The organism is Glaciimonas sp. CA11.2 (assembly GCF_034314045.1).
Taxonomy (GTDB): domain Bacteria; phylum Pseudomonadota; class Gammaproteobacteria; order Burkholderiales; family Burkholderiaceae_D; genus Glaciimonas.
The window spans coordinates 4372973-4389977 of the sequence record NZ_JAVIWL010000001.1 but is presented as its reverse complement, the minus strand read 5'-3'; the positions used below and the strand labels follow the sequence as shown (position 1 = coordinate 4389977).

General features: G+C 52.9%; 17 protein-coding genes. 2 read left to right on the top strand and 15 right to left on the bottom strand.

What is annotated here, in order from left to right; genetic code table 11:
• Positions 1–84: 84 nt before the first annotated feature.
• Positions 85–972, top strand: a complete 888-nt coding sequence (locus RGU75_RS19080) for a LysR family transcriptional regulator (protein WP_322238640.1) — start codon at positions 85–87, stop codon at positions 970–972.
• Positions 973–1303: 331 nt separating this feature from the next.
• Here the strand turns inward: RGU75_RS19080 and RGU75_RS19075 are convergent, their stop codons facing one another.
• On the bottom strand, positions 1304–2209 hold the full coding sequence (locus RGU75_RS19075; RefSeq protein ID WP_322238639.1) for a LysR family transcriptional regulator: 906 nt from the start codon (positions 2207–2209) through the stop codon (positions 1304–1306).
• 192 nt (positions 2210–2401) lie between these two features.
• Here RGU75_RS19075 and RGU75_RS19070 point away from each other — a divergent pair, with 192 nt between their 5' ends.
• Positions 2402–3268, top strand: coding sequence for an oxidoreductase (locus tag RGU75_RS19070; RefSeq protein WP_322238638.1), 867 nt, complete (start codon positions 2402–2404; stop codon positions 3266–3268).
• Between the two features lie 71 nt (positions 3269–3339).
• On the opposite strand, the gene RGU75_RS19065 is transcribed toward RGU75_RS19070, so the two are convergent.
• From RGU75_RS19065 to RGU75_RS19000, 14 genes are all read right to left on the bottom strand, one after another.
• Positions 3340–3834, bottom strand: a complete 495-nt coding sequence (locus RGU75_RS19065) for a type II secretion system protein N (protein WP_322238637.1) — start codon at positions 3832–3834, stop codon at positions 3340–3342.
• Between the two features lie 151 nt (positions 3835–3985).
• Positions 3986–5206, bottom strand: coding sequence for a type II secretion system inner membrane protein GspF (gspF, locus tag RGU75_RS19060; protein WP_322238636.1), 1221 nt, complete (start codon positions 5204–5206; stop codon positions 3986–3988).
• Between the two features lie 12 nt (positions 5207–5218).
• Positions 5219–6670, bottom strand: a complete 1452-nt coding sequence (gene gspE, locus RGU75_RS19055; protein WP_322238635.1) for a type II secretion system ATPase GspE — start codon at positions 6668–6670, stop codon at positions 5219–5221.
• Positions 6667–8919, bottom strand: coding sequence for a type II secretion system secretin GspD (gene gspD, locus RGU75_RS19050; protein WP_322238634.1), 2253 nt, complete (start codon positions 8917–8919; stop codon positions 6667–6669). The genes gspE and gspD overlap by 4 nt, the downstream gene beginning before the upstream one ends.
• 8 nt (positions 8920–8927) lie before the next feature.
• Positions 8928–9662 carry a type II secretion system protein N gene (gene gspN / locus RGU75_RS19045; RefSeq protein WP_322240665.1) on the bottom strand — a complete coding sequence of 245 codons (735 nt, stop codon included), beginning with the start codon at positions 9660–9662 and terminating at the stop codon, positions 8928–8930.
• 132 nt (positions 9663–9794) lie between these two features.
• Positions 9795–10349, bottom strand: a complete 555-nt coding sequence (gspM, locus tag RGU75_RS19040; protein WP_322238633.1) for a type II secretion system protein GspM — start codon at positions 10347–10349, stop codon at positions 9795–9797.
• The gene (gene gspL / locus RGU75_RS19035; RefSeq protein ID WP_322238632.1) at positions 10346–11620 is read right to left on the bottom strand and encodes a type II secretion system protein GspL; all 1275 of its coding nucleotides are present in this window, start codon (positions 11618–11620) and stop codon (positions 10346–10348) included. Before gspL ends, gspM begins: the two co-directional genes overlap by 4 nt.
• Before the next feature lie 13 nt (positions 11621–11633).
• Entirely contained in the window at positions 11634–12629 is a 996-nt protein-coding gene (gene gspK, locus RGU75_RS19030; protein ID WP_322238631.1) for a type II secretion system minor pseudopilin GspK, read from the bottom strand.
• A complete protein-coding gene (locus RGU75_RS19025) occupies positions 12626–13327 on the bottom strand; it encodes a PulJ/GspJ family protein (RefSeq protein ID WP_322238630.1) in 702 nt (233 codons plus the stop codon). The genes gspK and RGU75_RS19025 overlap by 4 nt, the downstream gene beginning before the upstream one ends.
• Positions 13317–13703, bottom strand: coding sequence for a type II secretion system minor pseudopilin GspI (gspI, locus tag RGU75_RS19020; RefSeq protein WP_322238629.1), 387 nt, complete (start codon positions 13701–13703; stop codon positions 13317–13319). Before gspI ends, RGU75_RS19025 begins: the two co-directional genes overlap by 11 nt.
• Entirely contained in the window at positions 13704–14210 is a 507-nt protein-coding gene (locus tag RGU75_RS19015; protein ID WP_322238628.1) for a GspH/FimT family protein, read from the bottom strand.
• The gene (gspG, locus tag RGU75_RS19010; RefSeq protein ID WP_322238627.1) at positions 14182–14649 is read right to left on the bottom strand and encodes a type II secretion system major pseudopilin GspG; all 468 of its coding nucleotides are present in this window, start codon (positions 14647–14649) and stop codon (positions 14182–14184) included. Before gspG ends, RGU75_RS19015 begins: the two co-directional genes overlap by 29 nt.
• Before the next feature lie 21 nt (positions 14650–14670).
• The gene (locus RGU75_RS19005) at positions 14671–15810 is read right to left on the bottom strand and encodes a HupE/UreJ family protein (RefSeq protein WP_322238626.1); all 1140 of its coding nucleotides are present in this window, start codon (positions 15808–15810) and stop codon (positions 14671–14673) included.
• Between the two features lies 1 nt (position 15811).
• Positions 15812–16990 (bottom strand): hypothetical protein, encoded by a 1179-nt coding sequence (locus tag RGU75_RS19000; RefSeq protein WP_322238625.1) that lies wholly within the window; start codon positions 16988–16990, stop codon positions 15812–15814.
• Between the last annotated feature and the right edge of the window lie 15 nt (positions 16991–17005).

The following is a 17005-nucleotide window of genomic DNA, read 5'->3' as shown; positions in this document are numbered from 1 at the left end:
TTTATCACTCAGTCAATCGTATACGTCGACCCGAAACCGGTCTAATATTAGTTTTATCGTTTCTGATATCAAAAGAGTATCGCCATGGAACTTCGTCAACTTCGTCAATTTCTCGCCGTCGCGGAAACGCTTAACTTTCACAAGGCGGCTGCGCGTTTGCATATTGCCCAACCTCCTCTATCGATGGCCATACGCCGTCTCGAGACCTCGCTTGGTGCGGCGCTGTTTGACCGCACCAAACGCGGTGTGGTGCTAACGGCCGCTGGTCAGGCTGCGCTGGAACATGCACGCAATGCGGTATTTCATGCAGATCAGGTCCGCGAAAGTATCGCGCTCGCCAACACGAATGCCATTGGCAAGGTGCGCGTGCATTTTGTCGCTTCATCAATGATGGCATTTGTCCCGCGTACGATTGCGCGCTTTCATGAGGCATTCCCCAAAGCGGAGCTAGATTTGTACGAAGCAGATACGCAAGCCATACTCAAGGCAATCGAGGTCGGTGACTCCGATATCGGCATAGTGCGCTTTCCAACACCTAGGCTGGCATCGATCACAATGGAACCCGTGCTGAGTGACCGCTATATCGCAGCGTTGCCGGAGAATCACCGGCTCGCAGGACGCAAGTCATTACGGCTGATAGAGTTACGCGACGAACCCTTCATCATTCCATCGCAGCGCATGACGCCAACCTCGCATCTGGGTGTGCTCGCGGCCTGTCATCAGGCCGGGTTCATCCCGCGCATCGTTCAGCAGGGATCACAGGCGCAGACCATTATTGCGCTGGTTGAGAGCGGGCTGGGCGTTGCACTTGTACCCAAGCTCTGGGAGATGATGGCGGGGCGTTCGGTAGCCCTGCGCCCGCTTTCCGACCAACGCGATGGCACCACCGGACTAGGCATCGCGTACCGGACCAACGCCGTAACGCCACTGGCCCGGCATTTCCTGGAGTTTGCGAAGGCAATCGCGGGTTGACCTCGCTAATGCTGCTGGCAAGCTTCGCTTAGCTGACGTCCATGGGGTAACCCGAAGCCAAAATAGAAATATAAGTGGAGAGATGCAGATTAGCCAAGAGGCAATGTGCCGCTATGTGTATGCTAAAAGGAAGGCTTAATTTGGAAAGCATTTCCTTCTACTACATAAACGCCGAGCTTTTACGGTTCACCATATCAAGCGTCTCTCAAGCCTGAAAGTCATCTTTAAAATGAAAGAACGTCATCGACCTCACCCACATCATTCGATGCTTAAGTTATCAATAAGATTGAAGTTAAGTTGAGGAAGTTTAACGGTCGGCAGCTTCTTCCCGTTAGACCGGTGTTTGGATGAAATCGACAAATGCCCGCAACGGAGCCGGTAGGTGACGCCGTCCGGAAAAGTATAAAAACGGGCCAGGAAAGCGTGGCCACCACTCCTCCAATATCGGCACCAATTGACCGGATTCCAGATAAGGCGCGAGCCATTCCTCGAACAGATAGATGATGCCATGTCCGGCTACAGCAGCGCTGACCGCGATGTCGGCGATGGTCGGCGTGATGATCAGTGGGCCAGTTGGCTCTACACACAACTTCTTGCCGTCGCGCTCGAATTCCCAAGGGTGCATCGCGCCGCTGAGAAATTTACCACGCAAGCAAGCGTGTTCCATCAAATCACGCGGGTGTATCGGCATACCGCGCAACGCCAGATAGGATGGTGCGGCAGCGACCGCAAAGCGTTGCTTACGCGGGCCGATCGGCACTGCGATCATATCCTGCTCCAACTCTTCCCCGTAGCGTATGCCAGCGTCACAACCGCTGGCAATGACATCGACAAAATTGTTGTCCACCACCACCTCCACCGTGATGTCCGGATAGGCGCTCATAAAGGCGTTAATAATCGGCAAAAGAAAAAACCGGGCCGCGACTACCGGCACATTTAAACGCAGTGTGCCGCGCGGACTATCGCGCAGATCGTTCAGCACGTCTAACGCGCTGTGAACGTTGTCCAATGCTGGCATCAAATGCCGCAATAGCAACGCTCCGGCCTCTGTCGGCGTGACGCTGCGAGTGGTCCTGAGCAGTAAACGTATGCCAAGCTGATTTTCTAACCGGCGAATAGCCTCGCTGAGCGTCGATGCTGATTGCTCGCTGGCGCGCGCAGCCTGACGAAACCCCTTGTGCTGAGCCACCAGCGCGAAGGTCGCTAGATCTGCCATCGAATAAGATTCTGAACTCATTATTTGTCTACCTGATTGTGCGGTATGCCGAACAGCCCGTTCGGTGCTGAACGGATTATCACACAACGTGGACGTGGCTACAATGACGTGACCAGTTGCGCAACGGTGCTTGACAGACAATTAGAGAATTAGATAACCAGACAGGCTGGCGGTGAAGGCCTGACTAATCACAACACAACCCAAGGATTTTTCATGACCATTTATCAACTTTCCGACGACCAATTCACCCCGGCCAATTGCGCCCTTTCGTTTAATCGCGTCGGCTATGGCGCCATGCAACTGGCCGGTCCCCACGTATGGGGTCCGCCGAAGGACCGTGCTGGTGCGGTGGCTGTTCTGCGCGACGCAATGGAACTGGGCATCAACCACATCGACACATCGGACTTTTATGGGCCACACGTTACCAATCAAATTATTCGCGAAGCGTTGCATCCTTACTTTGACGGGCTAACCATCGTCACTAAGATCGGCTTCCGGCGCGGCGAAGACGAATCATGGATACCATCCCATAGCGCACAGGAGTTACGTGCCGCCGTGCATGATAATCTGCGCAACCTGCAACTCGATGTGCTCGATGTTGTCAATTTGCGCGCGCCCGGCATTACTGGCCCCGATAATTCGTCACTAGCGGCTTCGATGGAAACGTTGGTACGGTTGAAGCAAGAAGGGCTGATCCGTTACATCGGGCTTAGCAATGTGACCGCAGAGCAAGTGGCAGAGGCGCAGCAATTTACCGATATCGTCTGCGTGCAAAATCAATACAATCTGGCGCACCGTGACGACGACGCACTGATCGATACGCTGGCTGCGCAGAAGATTGCTTTCGTGCCGTTTTTTCCGCTCGGTGGTTTCACACCGCTGCAGTCGGACACCTTAACGCGCGTGGCCGCCTCCATGCAGGTCAACCCGATGCAAGTAGCGCTGGCATGGCTGCTACAGCGGGCGCCGAACATACTCGTGATTCCCGGTACCAAGTCAATCGCCCATCTGCGTGAGAATGTGTTGGCGGGTGCGCTGCAACTTGATGCGGAGGCATTAATTGCATTGAATAATATCTAGTTTTGCCGCGACGACTTTTGTGCAGTAACGATCGGTGCTCAAATGCCGATATTTTCATCCTGCGCAAACGTTTATTGTGCCGTCTGAGGAGGTGTCAATAACGAAGGCGGTCCGAGTGGCCCCGATTTGGGCTGCACTTCTTCAGGCAGCATTACACGCTTCAAAATACCTGCTTCGGACAGCAGAACATAGTTAGGATGCACCTCTTGAATACTGGTCCCGGGTAACAGTTCCCTACCCTGCCTCACCGCTTTGGCAGGCTTGCCATCGACACTCAGAATGGCAACGCTTTCCTCAGATTTTTTCGCAGCGACTACACCCAGTAACTGGTAATTGCTGGCGACCGTCACCGTCTCGCGCCCTCCAAATAAACCTGCCGCCATCATCACATTGATCGGTGGTCTCTCCGGCTGCGGCGGTGCTACGACCACGCGTGTTGGAGGCTTGACCAGTGTTATTACCCAGTAAGCAGTGCAAGCGCAAAGCAGCATGAATAGCAGCAGGCTAAGACGTTCCGGCATACGTTTGGAATGCTTGCTTAACCTTTTACTTAATTTTTCACTCATATGACCGCCTTGCGCTGATCTATTTTATTAAACACTATGTCAGAAATAGCCGCGCAGTATAGAGAAGCAACGCGATCCTTCCCTCGGCTATTTTTCTTTTACTAATACCAATTCCAGACGCCAAACCTGATGTGAGCGAGTTATATGTGTTTTAGCGCACCAGTTGATTGATTTCGATGATCGGCATCAGTACCGCCAGCACAATCAGCAATACCACCACCCCCATCGCCAGAATCAGGGCTGGCTCCAGCAAGCCGGCCATGGTCATTGCGCGTCGTTCAAGATCTTGTTCCTGCGCATTGGCAGCCCGCTCCAACATTGCTGGTAGCTCGCCTGTGACCTCGCCGGCCCTGATCATATGAATCAACAAAGGAGGAAAATGTTTGTGTGCTGACAAAGCCTGCGCCAGACTAATACCCTCACGAACGCTGGCAGCGGCCGTATCCACCTGTTGCTGCATCGCGACATTGGAGAGCGTATCCCGACTGGTTTGCAATGCCTTCAGTATCGGTACACCGGAACCGGTGGTAATGGCTAGCGTGCTGGCAAAACGCGCCGTATTGAGGCTACGTTCGAACTTTCCGTAAAGCGGTGCGCGTAACAGCCAGGTATCCCAGCGCATTTTGGTCACAGGATTCTTCAAAGCCATGCGCCAGCCATACATCAAGAGACACACCGTCAACAACACCGCCCAGCCATAGTTGCGTACGAAGCTGGAGGTCGCCAGCATCAGCACGGTCAGCAACGGTAATTTCTGTTTGGTATTGGCAAATACAGCAACGATTTGTGGCACCACATACGTCAACAGGAAGATCACGATGATGAATGCCACCACGGTGACGATAGCCGGATACGTGAATGCCAGTTTGACCTTTTGTACGAGGGCATTGCGCCTTTCGATGTAATCTGTCAGGCGCGAAAGTACACGCGATAATTGACCAATTTGTTCACCGGCAGCGACCAGAGCGCGATAAATGTCAGCGAAATCTCGCGGATGCGCAGCCAACGCGGCAGACAAGGACGCGCCGCCCATAACGTCCGAGCGTATAGAAGCGATCAAATCACGCTGATAGGTTCGCTCAGCTTGCTCCATCAGTGCAGTTAATGCCTGCTCGAGCGGCAGGCTGGCTTCTAACAAACTGGCGAGCTGGCGCGTGAACAATGCAATCTCAACGGTGGAAAGGTGTCCGGCAAAGCCCCGCCGTTGAAGATTTCCGGCAGCATCCACCTGCTGCGTAATCGGATCGACATTAAGCGGCAATAAGCCTTGGCTGCGCAAACCGGTCCGCGCCATTTTTGCGCTGTCGGCATTGACCACGCCCTTGATACTACTACCATTATTATCCACTGCTTCGTACCGAAATGCTGGCATGGTAGTCCTCGCTTACTCTTTGGTGACGCGTAGCAATTCCGCATGCGTACTGACACCGTCGGCAAGCCAGCGCTCGCCATCCTGGCGCATGGTTTGCATGCCGTCGCGTTGCGCCACTTGCTGTATTTCGGCTTCGGACGCACGATTGTGAATGAGTGACTGAATCTGATCAGTTGCCTGCATTAATTCGTACACACCCACCCGCCCTTGATACCCGATGTGCGCGCAGCGCTCACAACCGACGGCCTGCCAGAACTGTCCATCATGGCGGCGGCAATGAGTGCATAATTTTCTAACCAGACGCTGTGCCACCACACCCAACAAAGAGGATGACAACAAAAAGGGTTCTATACCCATATCCAGTAACCGCGTTACCGCTGCAGCCGCATCATTGGTGTGTAACGTTGCCAGTACCAAGTGTCCGGTCAGCGAAGCCTGTACCGCAATTTGAGCGGTTTCCAGATCACGTATTTCACCAATCATGATGACATCCGGGTCTTGCCGCAAAATTGCTCGCAGCGCTTTAGCGAAACTCATGTCGATACGCGCATTGACTTGGGTCTGGCCAATCCCCGCCAGTTCGTATTCGATCGGATCTTCAACTGTCAAAATATTCGTACTGGAAGTATTCAGTTGCGATAGCGCAGCGTACAGCGTGGTCGTTTTTCCGGAACCAGTTGGTCCTGTTACCAGAACGATGCCATGCGGCTGGGCGATCAATCGGTCGAACTGCGTCTGCACGATAGCGCTCATACCGAGATGTTGCAGATCGAGCCGACCAGCTTCTTTTTCCAACAAGCGCAGCACTGCCCGTTCACCATGACCGGTCGGCAAAGTGGAGACCCTTACATCTACAGGCTTGCCACCAACCCGCAGAGTAATGCGACCATCTTGCGGTAATCGTTTCTCCGCAATATCCATTTGCGCCATGATCTTGATCCGAGAAATCAGCGACGCGTGGATTGCCTTCCGTGGTCGTACGACATCGCGCAAACTACCGTCAACGCGAAAGCGCACTACCGAGATCTGCTCGAATGGTTCGATATGAATATCCGATGCCCCTTCTCGTAAAGCTTGTGTCAGCAAAGCGTTGATCATGCGAATCACCGGCGCATCGTCCGATGACTCTAGCAGATCCACGACTGCAGGCATATCCTGTAACAGTTTGGCGAGGTCGAGATCGGATTCAAACTCATCCACTACTTGCGCTGCATCGCCGCCAGAACCTGCATAAGCGCGCGCAATTGCGGCATCAAGCTCTTCACGCGATATCACATGCAACCGCATCTGGCCGAAGCGACGACCGACTTCAGCAATCGCGGCCCGCTGGGTTATGTCGGAAATCCACAACTCCACCGGATGGTCCGTGTTATCGGCACCTCCGGTGCGTTGAGCCAGCAATGCGTTATGCCGGGCAAATGCATACGGCAATAGTTGCGTATCGGTCCTGCCAATATCGCTCATGGCATTTTTTCCTTCAACACTTCCGGTGATTCCCTTACTTCTATTCCGAGTTTATCTGCTGTACCTTGCTGCTGCTCTGGGATCAGCATGTCCGGAGCACGTTGCTGTCTCGACCTGAGATCGACGAACGGACCGCCATCTTCTAGTGTTGGTGTCACGGAGGAACCGAAATCGGTAAGAATACTTTTGTTCGGCTGAACACTAATCTGGGCATTACGCATGTAATCGTAACGGTCAGCAACGATCGTAGCGCTCTGCTCCTTGTTGCGGATAATGGTGGGGCGAAGGAAGATCATCAGATTGGTTTTGTTGCGGGAGCCAGACTGATATTTAAATAAATTACCAATAAATGGCAGATCCCCCAGCAAGGGTACCTTCTGGATAGTATGTTCGTTATCGTCCCCAATCAGACCACCCAATGCGATGATGCCGCCATCATCAATTAGCACATTCGTCTCTAGCGACCGCTTGGTGGTAGTTGGCCCATTCTGATTGGATGCGGTACTCGGGACCACCGCTGACACTTCTTGAGAAATTTCCAGCCGCACAGTACCACCTTCGGAAATATGCGGCTTAATTTTGAGCGCAGTTCCCACGTCCTTTCGATCGACTGTGGTAAAGGGATTGGTGGTGGTTCCACCCGTTGTGGCGTACGATCCAGTCACAAAAGGAACGTTTTGTCCGACCACGATCCGCGCCTCTTCATTATCCAGCGTCAGCAAGTTTGGCATCGATAGCACGTTGCTGCCGCTCGTGGCGTTCAAGGCACTGGCAAGCGCACCTAAGCCAATTTTTCCTGCAATCTGGCGAAACACGCCGAGCTGCAAGCCAGCGCCGAAGTTAGGCAATGCGCCAGAATTCGCTTGCAGAGCGATCGCAGTATTGAACAGGTTGCCGCTAGTGATGCCTGTATTCGTTCCGGTAAATCCCGTGCCTCCGCCGACGCGATAAGCACTATTTTTATCTCCGCTGAGGGCCAGCCACTGCACGCCGATCTCGCTTGCCGCCGTATCTGTCACCTCAACGATTAAGGCTTCAACATAGACCTGCGCGCGCCGCGTATCGAGTTGATCGATAACGCCGCGCATATTACGATAGACAGCATCACTGGCAGTAATGATCAGCGTATTAGTCGTTTCATCCGCCTGAATAAAGCCGGCGCCACCTCCGACTGATGGGACGGGACTGCCGACCGAAGCCGACGATGCGCTTGACATTAACGTACCGGATGCGCCGCTGTTCGTATTCTGGAATGCCCCACCAGCGTTAACGTTGGAAGCCGGACCGCTGGACGAAGGACCGGCCGTGGTTGCCGAGCTGTCGAACGAAACAATGGAGCGCAACGTTTTCACCAGCTTTACGGCATCGGCATTTTTCAGGTAAACCACATGTACATTGCCAACCTGCGTCGTGGGCTGATCAAGCTTGGTAATCAGCGCTTTTGCCAACATGGCGCGCGCCGCAGAAGGCGCGCGAATAACCAGCGAATTAGTTCTGGAATCGGCCAGAATCATGGTGCGCGCGCTATCGTTTCCTCCTTGTGTAACAGCACCGGTATCAAGCAATTTACTCGCCATAACAGCGATATCGCTGGCCACTGCATAGCGCACCGGTATGACATCCAGATCTCTGACCGCTGGCACGTCGAGCGCAGCAATCATTTTTCCGAGGCGCTGCAGATTTTGGGCATAGTCGGTGACCACTAGTGTGTTGTTGCCGGGGTTGGCATTGATCGTATTGTTTGGCGAAATCAATGGCCGTAATATTGGAAGGATATTGCTTGCAGATTCGTAGTTCAGCGCAAATATCTGCGTTGCAATCTGGTCGCCTCTGACACCCGCCGAAGGTATCGCGCCTAGTTGCAACTTGGCGTCCGCCTCAGGAACCACTTTAACGAAGCCGTCGCCCTGCACCACCGCGTAACCTTGTAGACGCAGAGTTGATGCCAGCAATGCGAAGGCCTGCGATTTGCTCAGCGGTTTTTCCGACACCAGATTGATCGTTCCCTTAACCCTCGGATCAATGATGAATGTCCTATTGGTGTACTGTCCGATGGCTTTGATCACCGACTCGATGTCAGCACCGACAAAATTCATTATTGCCTGACCGCCGACGCCGTCATTTATATTATCTTTAATAGTTGCTGCAAAGACAGAGGGGACGGTGGCCGCAGTTACGCAAGTCAGCAACGTCATAATGGCGACACGCCAGCTGAGCGATACCAATGGTGAGGGGGTGAAGAGATGCATTTTATCTTTCAAGATTTGAAATCTAGATCGGTAACGTTTTTCCCGTTCAGATGGCGAGGTTGGCCGATTAAACTCAGTATCATCGCCAATTGTTTCTCTTGCCCCGCCGCCGCTTCTGCTGTTCCTGAAAACTGTACATGACTGTTGTGTAAATTACCACTACCATTCAGTAATAATGATCCGGTTATTGTCTTCAACGTTAACCCTGCCTGGCTACCCATCCAATCAAAATGCATACGATAACTGCCGTGCGGCTTGACCGGCGAAAGGCGCGATCCGATCCCGATCATGTCTAGTGTCATCACTCCGTGCAAATCCAGGCCCTTAGTCGTCCTTAGGAGCGTCATGGGATTCCAGGCTAACCGAATCATCCCTGATGGCTGTAGTGTGTTTAAGGGCGCACCAAATGCCATCAACCGTTCTGCCGGGACCGCAACACTCGCCGCACTGATGGTCAAGCTAGTCCAGTTGCCGCGTACCGTGACCGGTTGCGACAGTACTTGCACATTTGCGAATGTCGCGTCCACCAATCCCACCAATACCAGCGGCGAAAGATGCCAGACCAATCGACCTGGCAACAACGGCATCACGGGACCGTTGTCGTTGGCCGCAACGCCGATAAAAGCAGAGCCCCGCCACAACGAACCTTGTGTATCGCCCAAGGTGATTCGGCCGCCTGTCTTATTTTCTAATAGCGGCCCCAACCACGCCGCTGGGAGAAAAACCAACACCGTTATTAGCACACTCAATGTTGCGGCTCCGGCCCACCTGATTCCAAGGGTTAACGCCCGCATAATGTTCTCACTGACTTAATCAGCCTGGAACCAAAATAAAATCTGCTGTTTACGCTGAAATACTGGCTGATATCCAAGACGCTACTCATGCTTTTGCCCCACGAGCGTGACACTCGCATTCACGATCCCGGGCTGCGCACTTTTTCCCGTACCGGGATCATCAAGCGCGTTAATATTGGCCTCCGTAATTTCCCAATGTGCGGACTTTTGGGCATTGTCAAGCCAGTCAAGCAAGCTGACAAAATCCACCTGAGACAATTGCACCTTCGCAATGTCACCACTCATGCTCACATTTTGCGGATGTAGACCTTTGCTCTTAAGCGTGGCTTCTACCGTTTCCTTGCTCAATGGCAAAATGCGCTCTGCTGCCTGGCGACTCGATAGCGTTGCAGCTATTGCCGTCAAGGATTGCATTTCTACCGATTGCTGACGCAGTGTCGGCAAGTCTTTTTGCAAGCGCGCCCTTCCTGACAGTGCTGGCCCAATCAACAATAAATGCATGATGACCAGCACGATGAATATCGCAGAAGCGCTCAGCAAGCGGCGTTCACGAAGATTTCGTTGTAACCAGAAATCGGTTGCCGACCTCCGCATTTTTCCCCAAGTCGACCGCAATGGATTGGACGGAGAATTCACTTGATACTCCTGATCTGCCATATGCCGGAAGTTGGCTTAATCAGCGTTAACTGATTAGCCTCCAAAGCGCTCCTCATTTGTACTTCAATGGCATTGGCTTCGGCGGCATTTTTTAAACGCACTAGCAAACTGCGGTCATGATATTCAAGCGCAATAATCGCATTCTTCCCGGCACTGCGTGGCAGTGCGGCCCAAGCCTGGCCGAAACCGGCCGTGAGCACCAAAAAGTCGTCAGCCCCAAGTTGACCACTGCGCCGTTCCATAAGGGCAATTTTCTGTTTCATTTGTGCAATGGGATCAATAATCACGCTCTCGTTTGGATAGGCGACAAGGTAGCTTTGCGCCATATCGGCCCGGATACTGCTGGCTTCTCGGCGCATGCGCCACCATTCCACATTTAAGCTGAAAATATTTACTAACAGCAATGCTGTTGCCAATCCCAGAGGCCAGCGCCATCGACGCCAATTAACATCGGTGCGTGCCCCTCTAACCGTCAGTCCGTCCATCAAATCAAGGCCGCCACTCTTCGTCAATTTTTGAGCGCCACCAACCCAGCGCTCCCATTCGTCAGGGATTACCGTGACCTGCTCGTCGCCGAGTTCCTCATAAGCCGACCGGCTAGATTCATCTACATAAAGTGTCACCAACTGATGCGGCACAATGGTAGTCAGTCCATACAACACCGCTTGTGCTGCCGACTGCCCCGGAAGCGGACTAATTAACCAGCCCATGCCGTCATTCTCAGCGAGTCGCAACGTGACATCCATATCAGCACCGTAATCGGTAACGGCAGCGACGGCTGTTCCGGCCTCGGGCAGCGGCAGGCAAAGCTGCGCTGGCAACGCCACGAGTTTGTTGGCGCCAAGCGATAGCACGGTCTTCACTATCAACGCCAGCCAATCCCGTTGCACCACGGCAATGAGGCGGAGATTACCGTTGGAACCATTACTCTTCCGGCTCGCAACAATCACGCAATCGTGCGGGTCAGTCAGCAAATGCTCTTCAACAAGATTCGGCAATGCCAATCTCAATTTGGTATCTGACAACGGCGGAATCGGCAGTCGCAACAGATTGACGTCGCCAGCCGCTACTATCAAGACCACTCGCGTGGCGGCGCCAATATGTTCAGCCAGACCGGACAGTTGGTTCGTTCCTTGATCAACGATGCGGCCCTGTTCGGATATTAGCGCGAACCGACAATCCGGCATGGGTAACGCCGCTGCGGAATTGATCGTGGTCCTCAGAGGTAGTCGAATATATAAAGTACTCAAAACTGATAACCCTTCATTGTTCTCTGATCCACAAAATGCTGCTGCCGCTACGATTATTGGTGCGCTGTATCAGCGATACCGTTTTGAGTACAGCGCGGCCCATGCGAATCTTGCTACTGACGAAGAAAAAATTACTGGAAACGCCAACGTTGGCAGTCAAAGAGGATTGCGTGGAAAACAGTTGTGTCATTCGCTCCAACACTTGTTGCACGTCTACAAACGGTGCATTCCGTCGGCTAGCAACCAGCGTTTGGGCGTCCGCCAAGGTTAGTTTTCCTAAGCACGCCGCCAGTACTTCTGCCGGAGCGGTATTGACATTTACCGGAGTCGGAACCGGTAGCACTACGACAAACTCCTTCATTTGAAGAAGCATTTCCAGCGTAAAGTTGGGTAAAGACAATAAATCGTCAGTTTGCATGATCGGAAGAGTCGCGTCCCTGGAGTGGAGCGTTTGTTGCCCCGATGCTGCCACGGGTATGAGGATTGGTTGCCCGGCGGCGATAGCCTGCGCCACAACCGTGGCCACACTGACAGGAACATGCAGGTTCTCCAGAAGGCGTTTGAAAACTGCCAGCTCATCGGGATTAACGACGCCATTGGCGCTGAGGTTATTCAGGTTGTAGCGTGATTGAGCGTCGATAATGTTACCGGAAAGGACGGTATCTCCAGCATCGCCAGCAGAATCGACACCGGATCGTCCGTCATCGAGATACTGTTCAAGGCGCGTATCCGCCAGTGGTGTAGCCCATGGCTGGTTTAAATGATCTACAAGGGATTGCCGCCCGCCCGTACGTAAAACCAAACTGGCCCAATCCATCGCGCCACGCATTACCCACATTTTCTGAAGCTGCATGCGCTGGTTGTCAAGGGAGCGTATCTGCACTTGCTGTTGCCAGAACAGGTTGGCTACAATGGTGACTGCCAAGGTTGTCAACAACAAAGCTGTTACCACCGCTATGCCGCGCTGCGAAAAACGGGAGGAAAATGGGCGCGGGGCAGATACTCTCATGTCGCGCCTAACAAGAAAATTTTGATCATGTTGCTATCACGTCCGCGCGGCTGTAAGGCGACTTCAAGCCCAGTCCATCGGTTGGCACCTGGCCTGACGTCCAGACTAGCTCCTCCGGATGAGTCGGGTTGGCGCCATCCTAATCCGTCGCTTCCCCATAATCGAAGCTGCATAGTCGCGACATTCGATTGCAAAACCACCATCTGCGTGTTCGGTGATAAGTTATCTGTATCATTACTTGAGTCGTTAAGCGTGGTCTGCCACATCGCATCAAGCGCGTTTAAATCGCGGGTTGCGACCGATTCCTGGCGCGTGAGTACACCATTGCGTAAGTGGTAATCAACGATTTGAACATGGCTTGGTTGCTGATCAGAAAATACCAATCGCACTAGTAAGAAGCGATTTTGGGCTACCAGCAAGGTAGGCCGGGCCAATAGCAAACTACCGGGTGCGAGCAGCGCACAGTCGTTTTGTAGCTGCGCAAAGGTCAATTGCATGGCACGCGTTTGTTCCATTTCGGCGGTCAGCGCAACGCGGGCGCGCACAATACCATCCAGTCCTCGCCAGCCAAGAACAGCAACTAGCGCCAAAATGGTAATCGCGATGATGAGTTCCACTAGTGTGAAGCCACGCGCAACGGATCGCGGATTGCACGATTTGATAGCGAGATTGCCCCCATTAACCCGCCTATTGCCCATTAGGTACCACCTGCGTCAAATTGACGATGCGGCGCTCCTGATCGGCAGCATCAAATACCGATACCTCAACCCGGCGGAAATACGGGTTCGGCGTACCTGATACATGCTGTTTGCATAGCAGTTGCCATGCTCCTTGCGCACAATTAAAGGTACTATCGCCGATCGAAGGCCATTCATGACCCAGACGCAGTTGTGTCATTTTGTTTTCCGCCGACCAGGTTGCCATCATGGCAGCCCGCAAGCCATTGCTATTTTGCGTCAGGCTACCGACGGCACGCAGACTCGAGCCAAGCGCCGTGGCGACAATGACCAATGCCACCAAGACTTCCAAAAGGGTAAATCCCTCTTTAAAGCTAAGCACGCGTGGAGTGGACATTTATTCCACCCAAAAATGACCGATGCCGTCAGCGCGAATCACAACGCTGATTTCACCGCTAACAAAAGTCAACGTAAAAGGCTTGTCTACCGGCTCGCGCCCAAATGCAATACGGACCGAGGGTCCAGCGTCAGTTGCCGGTGGCTTCATTGATAGATGCATGGGTGTATGTTTGAATGCACGTTCGCGCAGCACATCATCCTGCGTGAGCAATTGCCACCCACTTTCTTCCTTTATCAGAAAGCGATAGCTATTACTATCAGCTTCGAACGCTGTGGGTTGATTACGCAAAATAGCCTCCTCCCGTGTTAACTGTAAAAGCAGCGCAATCCGTTGTGCATCGTGCTCCATCACCTGATAGTCGCTTTGGAAAACATTTGGCGATACCAGTCCCAACGTGATACCGGCAATCACCACCACAACCAGCAACTCCAGCAACGTGAATCCTTTGCGCAGATTGCGGTTCGTTCTCCCCGCATTACAGATCCCAAGAGCCAATATCGGCATCGTTACCCTCCCCACCGGGATGACCATCAGCACCATATGAGAACACGTCAATTTCGCCTTTGATACCGGGCGACAAGTATTGATACGGATTACCCCAAGGATCTTTGGGCAGCTTATCGATATAGCCGTTGGTTTTCCAACCGTTTGCAACAGGGCCACTAGTTGGTTTGGTAATCAAGGCTTGCAAGCCTTGTTCGGTGGTCGGATAACGCTGGTTGTCGAGCTTGTACAGTTTCAGCGATGACATCAATGTTGCGATATCGGAGCGCGCAGCCATCACGCGCGCATCGTCGGTCCGGCCCATTAATTTGGGTACCACCAACGCAGCAAGAATGCCCATGATCACGACGACTACCATTATTTCAATCAACGTAAAACCTCGCTGCGTGTCAGAGCGAGGGAAATCCTTACATGGCAACTGCGCTTTTGGATTATGCATTTTGTAGGCTCCCATTGCTTCCTATGCAGAAACTGTAAAGATTCTCAGGTCAAATAAGCGCTCTACTAACCAGACCGTAGCAATCAACACGATAAGACTGGAGCCGAAAGAAAAAACGGCGCTTCGATAAAACATCGTTCTGCGAATGGCATAGGCCAACGGCAAAAATACCGAGACAATGGCAAGCTGCCCGATCTCAACACCAAGGTTAAACCCGACTAATGCCAACAACAAGGATGACTGAGGAAGCCCCAGATCGGTCAGCACACTAGCGAAGCCAAAGCCGTGAATCAATCCGAACGCAAACGCCACCATCCATCGCTTCCCCTGAAACAACGGGAACAGATTGTTAAGTGCGGCCAAAACAACCGATGCCGCAATCGCTGATTCGACCCACCGTGACGGCAGTGATATCACCTGCAAGGTCGCCAATGTAAGCGTCATCGAATGTGCCAGTGTAAAAGCGGTAACGATTTTAAGTACATCGATAAACGACGCTTTGAAGCTATCGGATGGGCGACGCTCCTTGTCGCCGAGTTGAAGCACCGCGGGTAACAAAAGCGATAACAAAAACAGGATGTGATCGAATCCTTTCCAGATGTGCCAGATGCCCGTTATCAGATAGTCTTCAAATTGTGCGAGCTTGCTTGCCTCTCGCAACACCAACGTCTGATGCGGCGTCCCCGGAGAAAAAATGGCGGTTGAGTTTTGACCGCCAGATTGCAGGTTCAGCAAGCCGCGGTGCTGTGGATCGATGTCAAACAGAAGGCGATAATCAACATCAAGTTTTTCAATCTGCGCGCTACAACTCGCGGTAAAACGTAACACTGAATAAGCGCCATCGCTGTGGTTATCGACTAACTGCAGGCCGCTCGTAATGGGGCATTTGGTGCCAGCATTGGAAAGCGTCAGATGTCCCAACGCATAGGCAGCAATGTCGCGTTGATGGGCACGGATTTCACCCCATGTCAGTTCACCGTTGCCGTCCTGGTCCAGACCGATGGCAAAATCGAGATCACGAAGCGCGATGTCCCACTGGCCTTCGACGGACTTATCACTCACCTTTAAGGTGAGATAGCTGTCACTTGGCTTGTGGGCGTGGACAGGAACGGAAAGCAATCCCGTCGCGGCCAGCAGGAAGATAGTGAGGAGGCGCCTCATCTCATGACCCCGCAATGACTTGGGCTGCGAGCGCGTTGATGACTTGATCTTCAAGCCGGGTCTTTTTTAGCCAATCCAGCACTGGTTCAGCGGCAGCCTTATTATTCGCAGCAAGCGCAGCCTCCAGAAAAACGCGCACGTCGGCTGGCTCCTTTTGAATCGCCCAATTACGCTGCGCCAGTTGTAATGCTGATGGAGCGCGATGCCTCAACTGCAATTCAAAACGTGACTGTTCGCGTTGATGGACGGTGTCCATACGCAACATGGCTGCAGCAAAACGGGAATCGAGCACTGCAATCTGATCGGCTGCGGCGTGATTGCCCGTCGACTGTAAAGCCAGTGTGTAGCGCAGTAACAAAGCGTCGACGCGCGTTTTATCTTTGAGCAGAGGGATCACGTCGGCTGCACGCTTCTGATCCAATAAAAAATCTGCGTATGCGCCTAACAAATAACTATCAGCATCGTCATACGTCAACGCCGTTTTAAAATACTCCTCAGCCTCACGAGACTCTCCGAGTCGCACTGCCATTTCGGCAAGCAAAGTAACCACCCAAATTCTAATACCAGGGTCCACTTCTGTCGCGTGATCAAGCGCCGATTTCAACCTCACATAACTTTGACGAGCCTGTCCACTCAAACTGGAAACATTCGATAAGCAAGTAATCGTAATCAGCACTGGCGCTATTTCACGCAGCTCATTGCAACTCTGGGTGGCACGCGCATAGTCGCCCATCACCTGCAGCACAGTGGCCCGCGTGATCCAAGCCTGTGCATTGCGCGGATCAGCCTTCACTACCGCGTCAAGATCAAGCAGCGACGCAGGGAACTGATGTGTGCTTTGTAGTAATGTGGCACGCATGACACGCACTTCAGTCGGTGGACTGGCCTTGTCATACCAAGGTGCCAGCGCCGCTTGGGCGTAACCGAGATAGCGTGGATCTCCCTCTACGCGCGACTGACTTATGTAGCGGCGGGCAAGCGTGAGCGCCAGTGACATATCACCGGGTGATGCTGCCAGACGACTACGCAAGGCACGAAATTCAATCTGCGACGGGTCAGTACGTCGCGGCAAATATTCAATCACTTCCGCGTCGCTAACGGGAATATGCGGCGCGCAAAAAGCCGGAAACGAAAAGGCTGAAAATAACAATGCCGCCACCAGGGCGTTGAATGATGTCATGGATATTCACGTCGC